Annotated in this window: 14 protein-coding genes; 4 read left to right on the forward strand and 10 right to left on the reverse strand. The window is 63.5% G+C overall.

What is annotated here, in order from left to right:
- The first annotated feature begins 25 nt into the window (after positions 1-25).
- Positions 26-1,828 carry an ABC transporter transmembrane domain-containing protein gene (locus tag AC0L3H_RS16415; protein ID WP_473586158.1) on the forward strand — a complete coding sequence of 601 codons (1,803 nt, stop codon included), beginning with the start codon at positions 26-28 and terminating at the stop codon, positions 1,826-1,828.
- A 129-nt stretch (positions 1,829-1,957) separates the two neighbouring features.
- Here AC0L3H_RS16415 and AC0L3H_RS16420 read toward each other — a convergent pair whose 3' ends face one another.
- On the reverse strand, positions 1,958-3,457 hold the full coding sequence (locus AC0L3H_RS16420; protein WP_473586159.1) for a carboxypeptidase M32: 1,500 nt from the start codon (positions 3,455-3,457) through the stop codon (positions 1,958-1,960).
- Positions 3,458-3,645: 188 nt separating this feature from the next.
- On the opposite strand from AC0L3H_RS16420, the gene AC0L3H_RS16425 reads away from it, so the two are divergent.
- On the forward strand, positions 3,646-3,999 hold the full coding sequence (locus AC0L3H_RS16425) for a DUF1304 domain-containing protein (protein WP_473586160.1): 354 nt from the start codon (positions 3,646-3,648) through the stop codon (positions 3,997-3,999).
- A gap of 121 nt (positions 4,000-4,120) precedes the next feature.
- Here the strand turns inward: AC0L3H_RS16425 and AC0L3H_RS16430 are convergent, their stop codons facing one another.
- From AC0L3H_RS16430 to AC0L3H_RS16470, 9 genes are all read right to left on the reverse strand, one after another.
- Positions 4,121-4,519 carry a hypothetical protein gene (locus AC0L3H_RS16430; RefSeq protein ID WP_473586161.1) on the reverse strand — a complete coding sequence of 133 codons (399 nt, stop codon included), beginning with the start codon at positions 4,517-4,519 and terminating at the stop codon, positions 4,121-4,123.
- A 228-nt stretch (positions 4,520-4,747) separates the two neighbouring features.
- Entirely contained in the window at positions 4,748-5,779 is a 1,032-nt protein-coding gene (locus AC0L3H_RS16435) for a peptidoglycan -binding protein (RefSeq protein ID WP_473586162.1), read from the reverse strand.
- 1 nt (position 5,780) lies between these two features.
- Positions 5,781-6,806: a MotA/TolQ/ExbB proton channel family protein gene (locus AC0L3H_RS16440; RefSeq protein ID WP_473586163.1), complete on the reverse strand. Its 1,026-nt coding sequence runs from the start codon at positions 6,804-6,806 to the stop codon at positions 5,781-5,783.
- A gap of 115 nt (positions 6,807-6,921) precedes the next feature.
- Positions 6,922-7,629 carry a PAQR family membrane homeostasis protein TrhA gene (gene trhA / locus AC0L3H_RS16445; protein WP_473586164.1) on the reverse strand — a complete coding sequence of 236 codons (708 nt, stop codon included), beginning with the start codon at positions 7,627-7,629 and terminating at the stop codon, positions 6,922-6,924.
- 124 nt (positions 7,630-7,753) lie between these two features.
- Entirely contained in the window at positions 7,754-8,554 is an 801-nt protein-coding gene (locus tag AC0L3H_RS16450) for an inositol monophosphatase family protein (RefSeq protein WP_473586165.1), read from the reverse strand.
- A 134-nt stretch (positions 8,555-8,688) separates the two neighbouring features.
- A complete protein-coding gene (efp, locus tag AC0L3H_RS16455) occupies positions 8,689-9,255 on the reverse strand; it encodes an elongation factor P (protein ID WP_023800001.1) in 567 nt (188 codons plus the stop codon).
- A 184-nt stretch (positions 9,256-9,439) separates the two neighbouring features.
- The gene (locus AC0L3H_RS16460; RefSeq protein WP_473586166.1) at positions 9,440-10,471 is read right to left on the reverse strand and encodes a tetratricopeptide repeat protein; all 1,032 of its coding nucleotides are present in this window, start codon (positions 10,469-10,471) and stop codon (positions 9,440-9,442) included.
- A gap of 1 nt (position 10,472) precedes the next feature.
- Positions 10,473-11,120, reverse strand: coding sequence for a thiamine phosphate synthase (locus AC0L3H_RS16465; RefSeq protein WP_473586167.1), 648 nt, complete (start codon positions 11,118-11,120; stop codon positions 10,473-10,475).
- Positions 11,121-11,253: 133 nt separating this feature from the next.
- The gene (locus AC0L3H_RS16470; protein WP_473586168.1) at positions 11,254-12,183 is read right to left on the reverse strand and encodes a DMT family transporter; all 930 of its coding nucleotides are present in this window, start codon (positions 12,181-12,183) and stop codon (positions 11,254-11,256) included.
- Positions 12,184-12,318: 135 nt separating this feature from the next.
- Between AC0L3H_RS16470 and AC0L3H_RS16475 the strand changes: the two genes are divergently transcribed.
- Positions 12,319-12,777: an Lrp/AsnC family transcriptional regulator gene (locus AC0L3H_RS16475; RefSeq protein ID WP_091593435.1), complete on the forward strand. Its 459-nt coding sequence runs from the start codon at positions 12,319-12,321 to the stop codon at positions 12,775-12,777.
- Between the two features lie 111 nt (positions 12,778-12,888).
- Entirely contained in the window at positions 12,889-13,659 is a 771-nt protein-coding gene (locus tag AC0L3H_RS16480; RefSeq protein WP_473586169.1) for a sulfite exporter TauE/SafE family protein, read from the forward strand.
- Positions 13,660-13,672 lie beyond the last annotated feature (13 nt).

Genomic DNA, 13,672 nt, shown 5'->3' on the forward strand with positions numbered 1-13,672 from the left:
CAGAAGGCGGCCAGAGGAAACGGTCATGGCGCACACCAGCGGCGATGCAGACGAGCGTAGGCGCTCGCTCAAGCCGCTGCGGCGCCTGTTCCCCTACATCACCCGCTACCGGAAAATGGTCATTGGCGCGGTCGTCTCGCTGACCGTTGCTGCGGCGACGACGCTGGCGCTGCCGCTGGCCGTGCGGCGCATGATCGACCATGGCTTTTCCGCTTCCGATTCCATTTTCATCGCCGAGTATTTCGCCATGCTCGTGGTGATGGCTGCCTTGCTCGCCGCGGCGTCGGCCAGCCGCTATTATTTCGTCATCACGCTGGGCGAGCGCGTCGTCGCCGACATCCGCAGCGACGTCTTCCGCCATGTCACGACGCTGTCGCCATCCTTTTTCGATACCGCACAGTCGGGCGAGATCGTCTCGCGGCTCGCCGCCGACACGACGCAGGTCAAGTCGGCGGTCGGTGCCACCGCATCGGTAGCGCTGCGCAACGTCATTCTTGGGCTTGGCGCCGTGGCTATGATGGTCTTCACCAGCCCGAAACTGTCGGGCCTCGTCATCGCCGCCATCCCGGTGATCGTGCTGCCGCTGGTCGCCTTCGGCCGCTCGGTGCGGCGCAAATCGCGGCTGGCGCAGGACACGCTGGCCGACGCCACGGCCTATGCCAGCGAGCAGATTGGCGCGGTGCGTACACTGCAGGCCTTCACCAATGAGAAGCTGGTCACCGGGCATTTTTCAGCTGCCGTGGAAGCCGCTTTCGCGGCGGCGCGATCCTCGATCTTTGCCCGCTCCTTCCTCACCTTCTTCGCCATCTTCATGATCTTTTCCTCGGTGGTGGCGGTGCTGTGGTTCGGCTCGCGCGACGTGCTCGACGGCACGCTGTCGCCTGGCACGCTCGGCCAGTTCCTGCTCTATTCGGTGTTCGCCGCCGGCGCGCTTGGCGCGCTGTCGGAAGTGTGGGGCGAGCTTTCCCAGGCGGCGGGTGCTGCCGAACGGCTGACCGAGATCCTGGCCGAGAAGCCCGCGATCCAGGCGCCCGCGCATCCGAAACTGCTGCCGGCGACGGCCAGAGGCGCAATCAGTTTCGACGACGTGTCCTTCTCCTATCCGGCCGGGCCCGACCGCGCTGCCGTCCACGGCCTGAGTTTCCAGGTCAAGCCCGGCGAGACGGTGGCGATCGTCGGCCCGTCGGGTGCTGGCAAGAGCACCGTCTTTTCGCTGCTTTTGCGCTTCTACGACCCCGCGACCGGCAAGATCATGATCGACGGCGTCAATGTGCGCGAGGCCGACCCCGTCGCCATCCGAGAGCGAATCGCCATCGTGCCGCAGGACGTCACCATCTTCGCGGCCAGCGCGCGCGATAATATCGGCTTCGGCCGTCCGGACGCCAGCCAGGCCGAGATCGAGGCGGCGGCCAGGGATGCACTTGCCGACGAGTTCATCCTGAAACTCGAAAAAGGCTATGACAGCCAGGTCGGCGAGCGCGGCGTGACCTTGTCCGGCGGCCAGCGCCAACGCGTGGCGATTGCCCGCGCGATACTGCGCGATGCGCCGATCCTTCTGCTCGACGAGGCAACCTCGGCACTGGACGCCGAAAGCGAGACGCTGGTGCAGACGGCGCTGGAGCGGCTGATGCAGGACCGCACGACGATCGTCATCGCCCACCGGCTGGCGACGGTGCTGAAGGCCGACCGGATCCTGGTCATGGATGGCGGCTGCATCGTCGAGGAAGGCACCCACCAGAGCCTCGTCGCCAAGGGCGGCATCTATGCGCGGCTGGCCAAGCTGCAGTTCGAAACCGGGGCGAACGCTTTCAGAGGCGCCGCGGAGTAGTCGTGACGGCAGTCGACTGCCAGTCTGCCAGGAGGACGACGCTGCCAAACTGCTTCGTCTTTGCAAAGCAAAATGGCGCTGGTCGGCAGTGACGAAAGTGCCGCCGCGTTCGATGCGCTTGAAGATATGTCAGGCGCCCTTCAGCACCTCCCCATAGCGCTTGCGCAAATGCTCGGTGAAATGCGTGGCGTTGAGCTTCTCGCCGGTGGCGCGCTCGAGCAGTTCTGGCGTCGACCAGCGTGAGCCTTGCGACCAGATCTTTTGCCGGCGCCAGTCGTTGATCGCCGCGAAATTTGCCTTGGCGAGGTCTTCGTCAGCGGAGGGATGGTCTCTGGTCAGGGCGGCCCATTGCTGCGCCGCCATCATCGCGCCCAGTGTATAAGACGGGAAATAGCCGAAGGCAGCACCCGGCCAGTGCACGTCCTGCATCGGCCCGTCGGCCGGGTTGTCGATGGTCGACAAGCCGAGATAGTCGCGCATCTTGGCGTCCCAGGCCTCCGGCAGGTCGGCGGCCTCCAGCCGCCCCGAGACAAGCTCCTGCTCCAGCTCGTAGCGCAGGATGACGTGCAGCGGATAGGTCACCTCGTCGGCGTCGACGCGGATCAGCCCGCGCTCGACCCGGTGCACATGCGGCAGGATGTCTTCGATCGACCATGTCTCGCCGAGATGCTTTTCGACCACCGACAGCGCCCAGCGCCAGAATTCGGGGTTGCGGCCGATCTGCTTCTCGACGAACAGGCTCTGGCTTTCATGCACAGCCATGCCGCGCGCCTTGCCGAGCGGCCAGTGCGCCCACGCCTGCGGCAGGTTCTGTTCGTAAAGCGCGTGCCCGGTCTCGTGCAGCACGCCCATCAGCGCCGACAGGAAATCGGAGGTCTTGTAGCGGGTGGTGATGCGCACGTCGCTCGGCACGCCGCCGCAGAACGGATGATGCGATACCGACAGCGAGCCGTGGGTGAGATCGAAGCCGACCGCCGCCATCATGGCGAGGCCAAGCTCGCGCTGCTTTTCGATCGCATAGCTGCCCGAAAGCGGCTTCAGCGGATGTTTCGCCAGCCGCTTTTCCTGCACCGCCAGTGCCTCCGGCACGAAATCCCTGAGAAAGGTCTTCAACTCGGCGAAGACCGGCGTGATGTCGGCGGCGCGGTTGCCGGGATCATATTGCTCCATCAGCGCGTCGTACGGATCAAGGCCGAGCACGTCGGCGCGAAGGGCTGCTTCCTCGCGCACCAGCGCGACGACGCCTTCGAGCGCCGGCAAGAACCCGGCCCAGTCGTTCTTTGTATGCAAGTCGCGCCACAACTGCTCGGAGCGCATCCGGGCGGTGGTTTGGCGCTCGACGAATTCGACCGGCAGGCAGGTCAGGTTGGTGTATTGCCGCCGGAATTCCTTGACCGCTGCCTGCTGTTCTTCGTTCAGCGTTTCCTGTTCGGCCGCTGCGATCCAGTCGGCGATCTCCGGCGCTGTCGCTCTGGCGTGATGCATGCCGGCCAGCGCCGACATCGCCTCGGCGCGCTTTTCGCCGCCGCCGACGGCCATGTGGGTCGCCTCGTCGGCGCCGAGAATGGCGAGCGCATGCTCCAGTGCTTCAAGCTTGTGGCCGAGGTCGTCGAGTTTTTGAAAGGACATGGTGGTTTCCGCTGAATTTGAACGGCGGGAAAAGATACCAATGCGCTGATATTGGCAACCCTGAAAGGCCGTCGGCGATGTGCACATGGTTGCTGGCCAGGATGCACGCTGCAATGGGTCTTGCGGGAGCGGTGGCGTGCGTGATCAATGTCGCGAGGCGGCGGCGCGTCGCATCGGGGAGACGAAGCATGATCGCCAATGTGCTGGTCGGGTTGGTGGCGCTGATCCACCTTTACATCGTCTATTTGGAGATGGTGCTGTGGAACACGCCGCGCGGCCACAAGGCGTTCAAGCTGACGCCGGAATTCGCCAGCGCATCGAAAGTGCTTGCGGCCAACCAGGGACTTTACAACGGCTTTCTCGCAGCCGGGCTGATCTGGGGGCTTTACCTCGGCGCGGCTGGTTTCCAGATCAAGGTGTTTTTCCTGCTCTGCGTCGCCATCGCCGGCCTCTACGGCGCGGCGACGGTCGGCAGGAAAGTCCTCTACATCCAGACCGTGCCGGCTGCAGTTGCTCTGGTCGCAGTTTGGCTGGGCGCATAACCCCGAAATCGGACTCGATTTTTGGAAAAGCTCCCTGCCTGGGGCTTCGGTGCGGAACGGATCTTGCGCAAAATCAACAGATCATGCGCAAGATCAAAGTGCGGCGCTGTAATGGATGATTTCAGCCTTTTGGATAGTTTGGGCCGTAGCCGTTCGGATAGTACCCGCCATCGCCACCGCTGCCGATGAGGAAGGCGCTACCGGTGGCAGCCCGCAGCCTTTGGCTCACATGATCGATCTGCGCCAGCATTTTATGATACTGCGTGGCCGGCATCGTTCCATCTCGCGCGGCCCTCTGCGCGGCCCGATCAAGTTGAGCGACCTTCGTGCGCAAGCCACGCGCTTCGGCCAGCTTGATCCTGTTCGCCTGCATGGCGCCTCGGATACCGGTATCCACGCTCTCTATCTGGTTGATCAAAGCTGCCTCATGCGGGCCGGCGTCGGCGCCGGCAAACGGAACGGTGACGAGAAGTGCGGCGAGCGTTGCAGTCCTGAGGGTCTTGGGAGTGAAAGAGCGCATGTTGCGTCTCCTTTTACAGGGGAGGCGGCGATTGGGAGGGCCACCTTCCGGCCGTGGGCTGTCGGTTCCGTCGGGTCGCGATGGACGCTTCCACCGCCGGCGGTTCTCGGCCCCATGACATAGCTAGGAGCGATCCTCGGCAAAGTGTAATCAAAAAAGGTAATCTTTTCAGGCCTTGCTAGCCTGCATCGCCGCCCTAAGTGCGGCCGCCGCCTGGAGCCGGGGCGATCAGCGCTCGGTCAGTTTCAGCTCGATGCGGCGGTTCTTGTTGCGCGCGTCTTCGGTGTCGGCGGGGTCGAGCGGCTGGAATTCGCCGAAGCCGGCGGCAACCAGGCGGTTGGCCGGCACGCCGTTCTCGATCATGAACTTCACCACCGAGGTCGAGCGCGCCGTCGACAATTCCCAATTGTCGCGGTAACGGCCGGTGCCCGACAGCGGCTTGTCGTCGGTGTGGCCGTCGACGCGCAGCACCCAGTTGATCTCCGGCGGGATCTCCTTCTGCAGGTCGATGATGGCGTCGGCGAGTTTCTTCATCTCGTCCTTGCCGGCATCGTTGATCACTTCGGAGCCTGTCGGGAAAAGCACTTCCGACTGGAACACGAAACGGTCGCCGACGATGCGGATGTTCTCGCGATCGGCGAGGATTTCGCGCAGGCGCCCGAAGAAGTCGGACCGGTAGCGGTTCAGTTCCTGCACACGTTGCGCCAACGCGACGTTCAGGCGGCGGCCGAGATCGGCGATCTTGGTGTTGGACTCGCGATCGCGCGCTTCCGACACGTTGAGCGCTTCTTCGAGCGCTCCGATTTGTCTGCGCAGCGCCGAGATCTGCTGGTTGAGGATTTCAACCTGGCTCAGCGCCTGCTGGCTGATCTGGCGCTGGTTGTCGAGTTCGCCCGAAAGCGCCGTGGCCCGCTGGTTGGCGGCGTCGCCGGCACCGGCGCCTTGCGCCAGCAATTGCTCGAGCCGGCTCTTTTCCGCCTCCGACGCCGACAGCGACGCCTGCAAATTGGCGAGCGAATCTTCCTTGTCCTGCGTTGTCGAACGCTCCAGCGCCAGAAGCTGGGTCAGTTCGTTGATCTGCGAATTGAGGCGGTTGAGCACCGTGTCCTTGCCGGAGATTTCGCGGCCGAGCAGGAACTGCGCCAGCACGAAGACGGTAAGCAGGAACATGATCGCGAGCAGCAACGTCGACAGTGCGTCGACGAAGCCCGGCCAGTAATCGATACGGCGATCGGCACGCCGGCTCCTGGCGAGAGCCATGCTAATGGACTCCAGTCTTCTTCAAGGCGTCGGCGATCTTCTCCAGAGTGTTGCGCATCGCCTTCTGCTCGTCCGACTGGGCCTCGACCCAGTCGCGCATGATCTGCTGCTCCGAGCGCATGTTCTTGACCAGACCCGAAATGCCGTCGGCAAGGTTGGCCATGGCGGTGGCGACACGCGGATTGGCGCCACCGCCGCTCTCTTGCATGCTGCGCAGTCTTTCCGACAGGACGCGGATCTCGTCGGAGGACTCGGCCCTGGGCGGTTCGGCGACAACGATGTCGGAGGACAGGTCGGTGACCGAGGATAGCCAGTTTTCGAGCTCGGTGTAGAAGCGTGTCTGGGCGCGGCCAGCCTGCAGGTCGAGGAAGCCGAGCACCAGGGAACCGGACAGGCCGAACAGCGAGGACGAGAAGGCGGTGCCCATGCCGGCCAGCGGCGCGGAAAGCCCGGCCTTCAGAGATTCGAGCACGGCGGCGGCATCGCCAGTGCCGGGATCGAGCGAATCGATGGTTTCGCGGATCGAGCCGATCGTGTTGAGCAGGCCCCAGAAGGTGCCAAGCAGGCCAAGGAATACCAGCAGCCCGACAAGATAGCGCGAGGTGTCGCGGCTTTCGTCGAGGCGGGTGGCGATCGAATCGAGCATGGTGCGCATTGAGCTGGTCGAGAAGGCGATCGTCGGCGAGCGGCCGATCATCGCCTTCATCGGCGCCAGCAGCACCGGTTCGGTGGTTTCGGAGCCGGCCCGAAAAGAGTTGACCCAGCGCACTTCGCGAAACAGCCGGCCGACCTGCGCGAAGGCCAGCAGGATGCCGACCGCAAGCACGCCAACGATCAGGCCGTTGAGACCGGGATTGGTGGCAAAGGCTGTCGAGATCTGACGGGTCAGGATGGCGGCGATGAAAGCGACGATCATCAGGAAGATGACCATGGTCAGGAGAAAGACCTGCGGGCTCGACAATTTGTGCGGATCGTACATCAGCACGTCGGAGCGCCTGCCCATGCCGAAGGATTTGAGTAAAGCCATCCGTGCCCCGTTTCCGATGCCGCCGCCGCCGCCAATTCACGTTTGACGGCGACTCTAAACGCAATTGTGACTAAATTGAATGGCGCTTGGCAATATTGCCAAGCGGACCATTGCGTTAGGGTCGGTTGATGACCAGGCAGTCGACCATGGCGGCAAGATGCAGGCCGGCGCCGGTGACGACAAAGCCGTGCCACAGCGCATTGTGGAAGCGCAGGCCCTTCCAGGCGAAGAAGATGACGCCGCAGGAATAGACGATGCCGCCGGCAACGATCAGCGCGATCGATGTCGTCGGCAATGTCTGGACGAGCGGCTCGGCAAGAACGATGCCGCTCCAGCCGATGGCGAGATAGAAGACGATCGCCAGCCGGTCGAAGCGTCCGGGAAGAAGCACTTTGATGGCGATGCCGATCGCTGCCGCGACCCAGACCAGGACGATCATCGAGATGGCCAGCGGCGAGCCGTCGAGCTGGGCGAGGAATGGCGTGTAGGTCGCGGCGATCAGCAGATAGATCGCGGCATGGTCGAAGCGCCGCAATATCCACTTGGCTGGCGACGACACCGGCCACAGATTATAGGCCAGCGATACCGACAGCACGGTGAGCAGCGAAATCACGTAGAATGCGGCGGCGATGTATTCGCCCGGACCGGTATGGAAGGCAGCCAGCGCCAGCAGCGTCGAGCCAGCAGCAATGGCGAGCACGATCCCCACCGCATGGACAATGCCGTCGGCGACCATTTCGGCGCGCGAATAGTGCCAGCGTCCCATGAAGGGGATTTCGATCTGGGGTACCTCGATCTGGGATTTCGGGCCGATATACGTCATGAATGATCCTGCATCCCCTTATTTGGGCGGATGCCGGACAGCATTTCAAGCTTTCGTTGCGGTTTTGCGACTGCGGCGGTTCAGCGCGCCAAGTCCGGGTTCATGCTTTTTCGGGGATCACGGTCTAGCGCGGCGTCACCGGCTTCCTGACGGTCTTCAACAGCGCACGCTGGATGGTCTCGTTGCCGGCGACGATCGAGCCGCCATCCAGCATGTTCTGCCCGCCGGCGAAGTCGGAGATGAAGCCGCCCGCCTCGCGGATCAGCAGGATGCCGGCGGCGACGTCCCAGGCCGACAGGCCGGTTTCCCAGAACCCGTCCATGCGGCCGGCAGCGACGTAGGCGAGATCGAGCGAGGCGGAGCCGAGGCGGCGCACGCCCGAAACTTCGGCCATCACGTTGCGCAGCTCGATCAGGAAATTGCCATGTTGGCCGCGGCCGAGATGCGGCACGCCGCAGCCGATCACCGTGTCGATCAGCTTGGTGCGGCCGGCAACCCGCAGCCGGCGGTCGTTCATGAATGCGCCGCCACCGCGCTCGGCGGTGTAGAGTTCGTCCATCACCGGATTGTAGACGACACCGGCGACGATCTGGCCCTGGCGCTCCAGCGCGATCGAGATGGCGAAGAGCGGAATGCCGTGCAGGAAATTGGTGGTGCCGTCGAGCGGGTCGACGATCCAGCGGTGCTGGCTGTCGTCGCCTTCGATCAGGCCGCGCTCCTCCATCAGGAAGGCATAGCCCGGCCGCGCCTTCGACAGCTCGGTGAAGAGGATTTCTTCTGCCTTGCGGTCGGCCTGGCTGACATAGTCGCCCGGCCCCTTCATCGAGACCTGCAGGTTCTGCACTTCGCCGAAATCCCGCGACAGCGAGCGCCCGGCCTTCATAGCGGCCTGGACCATGACATTGAGGATCGCGGAACGCGCCATTGCTCTTCTTCCTGCCGCTGCGCCTATTTGCCTTGAGGCATGATCTTATCCAAAAAGTCTGCAACTTTTTGGGATGATGCCTGCCTTGAAGCATGACCTTATCCAAAAAGTCTGCAACTTTTTGGGATCATGCCTTAGTCGGCGCGGCGCACATAAGTGATTTCGTTGGTGTCGACGATGATACGCTCGCCCGAGCCGATGAAAGGCGGCACCAGCACGCGAATGCCGTTTTCCAGCATCGCCGGCTTATAGGACGAGGCGGCGGTCTGGCCCTTCACCACCGGGTCGGCCTCGGTGATCGTCAGCGTCACCTGGTCGGGCAGCGAAATGCCGATCGGCCTTTCGTCATAGAGCTGGACCGTCACCATCATGCCGTCCTGCAGGAAGGCAGCGCGATCGCCGACGAAATCCTTTTGCAATTCAAGCTGCTCGTAGCTTTCGGTGTCCATGAACACCAGCGCTTCGCCCTGTTCGTAGAGGAAGGAGAAATCCTTCATCTCCAGTCGGATCTGCTCGACTGTCTCGGCCGAGCGGAAACGCTCATTGAGCTTGGTGCCGTTGATCAGGTTCTTCAGCTCGACCTGGTTATAGGCGCCGCCCTTGCCTGGTTTGACAGCGTTGGTTCTGACCGCCACCCACAGGCCGCCATCGTGCTCGATGACGTTGCCGGGACGGATTTCGTTGCCATTGATCTTGGCCATATGATGTGATCCGGAATGAGATTTCGCGACGAAAGCGATTTGGCGCCTCCAAGACCACAAATCGCCAGGAGAGGCAAGGGATTGGGCAAGAGGGGGAGCGGGCAAGGGGTGGCATGAGAGGAGTGGGGGGCGGAGCCATTCCCTCGTCAGCATCCGCTGCCCGATATTCACTGTCCGCGACGCTTTACGGCAGGCGGTTGGCCTTCTGCAGCAACTGCTTGGTCTGGTCGTCGGTCAGGCCCTGCAGAAAATCGTCCATCTCCGGATCGATCAGCCCGGCGCGCCGTGCGACGACGTACCAGGCGCCGGCAAGGATCGGATCCGGATCGGTGCCGATGCCGCCCATGTAAAGCTTGGCGAGGCGGTTCTGGGCGGCGACATTGCCGCCCTCGGCGGCCTGTTTCATCCAGCCAAAGCCGGACTTCAGGTCGCGGGCGCCACCGCGCCCCTCGATCATCCAGGCAGCGAGATCGATCTGCGCCGTATCGTAGTTCTGCCTTGCTGCCTGCGCCAGCAGGCCTCGCGCCTGGGCATCGTCGCGCAGCTTGCCGCCGACGCCATTGGCATAGACCTGCGCCAACGCATATTGCGCGTCGGCAAGGCCGGTCGCGGCGGCGCGCTGATAATAGGACACGGCCTTTGCGATGCCGGCATCGCCGGGGTCCTGCCGCACCAGCAGCTGCGCGAAATTGAACTGCGCCAGACGGTTGCCGGCCTCGGCGGCGGCCTGCATCAGCGCGTAAGCCCCTTTCTCGTCCTTCTTGACGTAGCGGCCGTCGAGCAGCATCAGCGCATATTGGAACTGCGATTCCGGTATCCCCTGCTCGGCGGCAAGCGCGTACCACTTGGCCGCCTCCGCCGCGTCGACCGGCACGCCAAGGCCGCGCGACAATATCTCGGCGATCAACGTCTGCGCCGCCGGATCGCCGTTCTGGGCGCGAACCAGAGCGAGGTTGTAGGCCGTCTTGTAAAGGCCACGCTGGAAGGCGCCATAGGCAGAATCCGACGGCTTTGCACCGAAGCGGTCGGGATTAATGGCGTCGGCGGACGGCAGCGGCGCCGTGGTGGCGGGCTGCGGCAGCGGCGTGGCGATCGGCTTGTCCGTGCTTGCAGAGGTGTCGGGCTTCGGTTGCGGCAATGGGACCGTTTCCGCCACGGCGACCTGCACCGTGAGCTGCGCAAGCAAAGCACCGAAAAGGATTGTCGGCGCGGGCACGTCAGTCCTCGAAACGCGGCGCGGTTTCGTCGAGCAGCGCGTTGGCGCTGGCGACTGCCATCTTTGGGTCGATGCCCTCGGCAAAGACGGCGCTGGACAGCGCCACGAATTCGGCGCCGGTGGCAGCCACCGCTTCCACCGAAGTGATGTCGGACCCGGCCATGACGATGCAAGGGATCTGGATCACATCCGCCCACCATTGCCCCAGCGACAGGTTGCGTGGGTGCGGCTCCGGCTTGCTGTCGTAGCCGAAGCGGCCGAAGAAGATGTAGTCGGGCCTGAGTTCGCCGAGTTCCAGCGCATCGTCGCGGGTCTTGGCGCCGCCGGTGCCGACCATCATTTTTGCCTGGAAACGCTCGATCGTCTCGGCGAGTTCGGCCTTGCCAGCCTCGACATGAAGGCCATCGGCCTGGACGCGGCCGGCGATGCGGGTGTCGCCGGCAATGATGACAGCGATGCCTGCCGCTTGCGCCGCCGGCACGATCTGTTCGGCGAAGGCCTGGAAGGAGGCTTCGTCCATGTCGTTTTCGGGCAGGATCAGCGAGGCGACGTCGCCGCCCTCGAACGCCGCGCCGATGTGCTCAGCCGGCATGCCGGGCGGCGCGATCAGCACGATGCGGCAGCGATTTGGAGGCGTTGCGTCGTTCATTGGTTTTTGATCCCGGTTTTCGCCTATGCCGGGCGAAGATGGTTGCATTGCGGCATAGAGCAAAGTGCCGGCCTTGAACAGGCGGGCGGCCAGGACCATTGGCGCATGATTGTCGCACGGCGACGTTGTTGCCTCACTTGATTGCCTGGGTGCTCTCGGCTGGGTTCTTCGATTTCCACAGCGTCCAGCCAAGATTCATGCCGGCGGCGGCGATCAGGATGGCGGCGCCGCCGACCATTTGGGCCGGATGCAGCCGGTGGCCGAAGGCGACGACATCGACCAGGATCGCGACCACAGGGTAGATGAAGGACAGCGACCCCTGCAGATAGGTTGGCAGTTTCTGAATGGCGCCGTACATCAGAATGTACATCAGGCCGGTATGGACGACGCCAAGCGTCGCCAGCATGCTCCAGCTCCACACGTCGGCGGGAAGGTGGGAAAGGTTGGCGAAGGGTGCCAGGACGACGACGCCGACGCAGACCTGGATGAGGGCGATCAGGTGCGGCGACGTGCCTTTGAGCTTCTTGGTGACGATGGCGGCGACGGCCCAGAAGAAAGCCGCACCCAGCGCCATCGCGATGCCGATAAAATAATCCGTGCCGACATTACCTGTATTGGGACCTGCATCGGAGCCGGCATCAGGCGAGCCTTGCACGATCAGCAGCATGCCGGCGAAGGCGATGCCAAGCCAGGCCAGCTTTGTCAGGGTCAGCCGCTCTGAGAAGAAGAGCGCGCCAAAGCCGACCAGTATGAAGGGCTGCGTGTTGTAAACAGCCGTGGCGATCGAGATCGAGGCGCGGGAAAACGAGCTGAACAGCAGCAGCCAGTTGATGACGATGGCCGCGCCGCCAAGGGCCGCAATCGCCACGATGCGCAGTGACAGCGTCCCGCGCAGCAGCCCCAGGGCAGCGCAGATGATCAGCAGCGTTATAGCGCCGAAGGCGCAGCGCCAGAAGACGACGTCCATGATGGGCTCGCCCGACATGACGACGAACCATCCGATCGTGCCGAGGATCACCATTGCGGCCGTCATTTCGACCGTGCCACGCACCGTGCTGTCCATGAATATTGCCTCTCGAAACGCTGATGGTTGATAATCCCATGCCACATCAGGGCTTTCAATAATTTGCGCCGGGTGATATGCCCGTTATGCCTAATTAAATAAGGTGACGATGGCCTTTTCCTTGGGGAATGTCAAATGCTGGACGATCTGGACCGACGCCTTCTCGAAAGCCTGATCAAGGATTCGCGAACCTCATTGAAGGAACTGGCCCAGCAGGTAGGACTGTCATCGCCGAGTGTCGCGGAACGCCTGCGTCGGCTGGAGGATCGTGGCGTTATCAGGGCCTTCACCGTCGAAATCGATCCCCAAGCGCTCGGCTACACCTTGCAGGCGATCGTTCGCATCCGGCCCTTGCCGGGCAAGCTGCATATTGTCCAGAAGCTGATCGAGGAGATTCCGGAGTTTGGCGAATGCGACAAGGTGACGGGCGACGACTGCTTTGTTGCCCGGCTGTTCGTGCGCTCGATCGGCGACCTCGACAAGCTTCTCGACCGTATCGCCGACAAGGCCGAAACGAGCACAGCCATCATCAAGGCGCAGCCGATCCGCAGGCGCCCGCCGCCACTCGGCGCAACTGCCTCCTCAAAACCGTGACAGGCCTCAGCACGAACGACCACAGCGTCGTGTGCGCATTTATGGTCGCGGCGCGAAGGTTTATCGGCTATTCCAGCGTCTGCACGCTTTCCCTCCAACTGCTCCCCGCCGATGTCAGGCCTTCTGATAGATCCCTGGTTCTATGCCGCCGCCATTCCAGCCGTCATCCTGGTCGGTCTGTCCAAGGGCGGCTTTGGCGGTGCGGTCGGTTTCGTCGGCGTGCCGCTGATGGCACTGGCCATGCCGCCGGTACAGGCAGCCGCCATCCTGCTGCCCATACTGTGCCTGATGGACATCGTCTCGGTGTGGACATGGCGGGGTGTCTACGACCGCAAGATGCTTGCGGACATGATGCCGGGCGCGGTGATCGGCATCGGCCTCGGCTGGCTGACCGCGGCGCTGGTGACAGCGGAAATGGTGCGGCTGATCGTCGGCGCCGTGGCAATCATCTTCGTGCTTCGCTGGGTCTATCTACAAATGCGGCACGGTGCGCGCCACTCAGCCGAGCCCAACCGCGCGGCTGCCGCCTTCTGGGGGACGGTCGCCGGCTTCACCAGCTTCGTCGCCCATGTCGGCGGCCCGCCGTTTCAGGTCTATGCGCTGCCGATCCGGCTCGATCCGAAAGTGCTGTCGGGCACCGCCGCAATCTTCTTTGCTGCCACCAACGCGTTGAAGCTCATCCCCTATTTTGCGCTCGGACAGTTCGACACCACCAACCTGATCGCATCGGCGGTTCTGGTGCCGCTGGCGCCGCTCTCGACCATCGCCGGCGCCTGGCTGGTGCGGCGGATGCGACCGGAACTGTTCTACCCCTTCACCTATGCGACCGTAGCGGTCGTCGCGGTCAAGCTCCTGTGGGACGGGACCGCCGGCCTTTTCTAGATTGCCAGCCGGT

This window comes from Mesorhizobium sp. WSM4816, assembly GCF_055811535.1.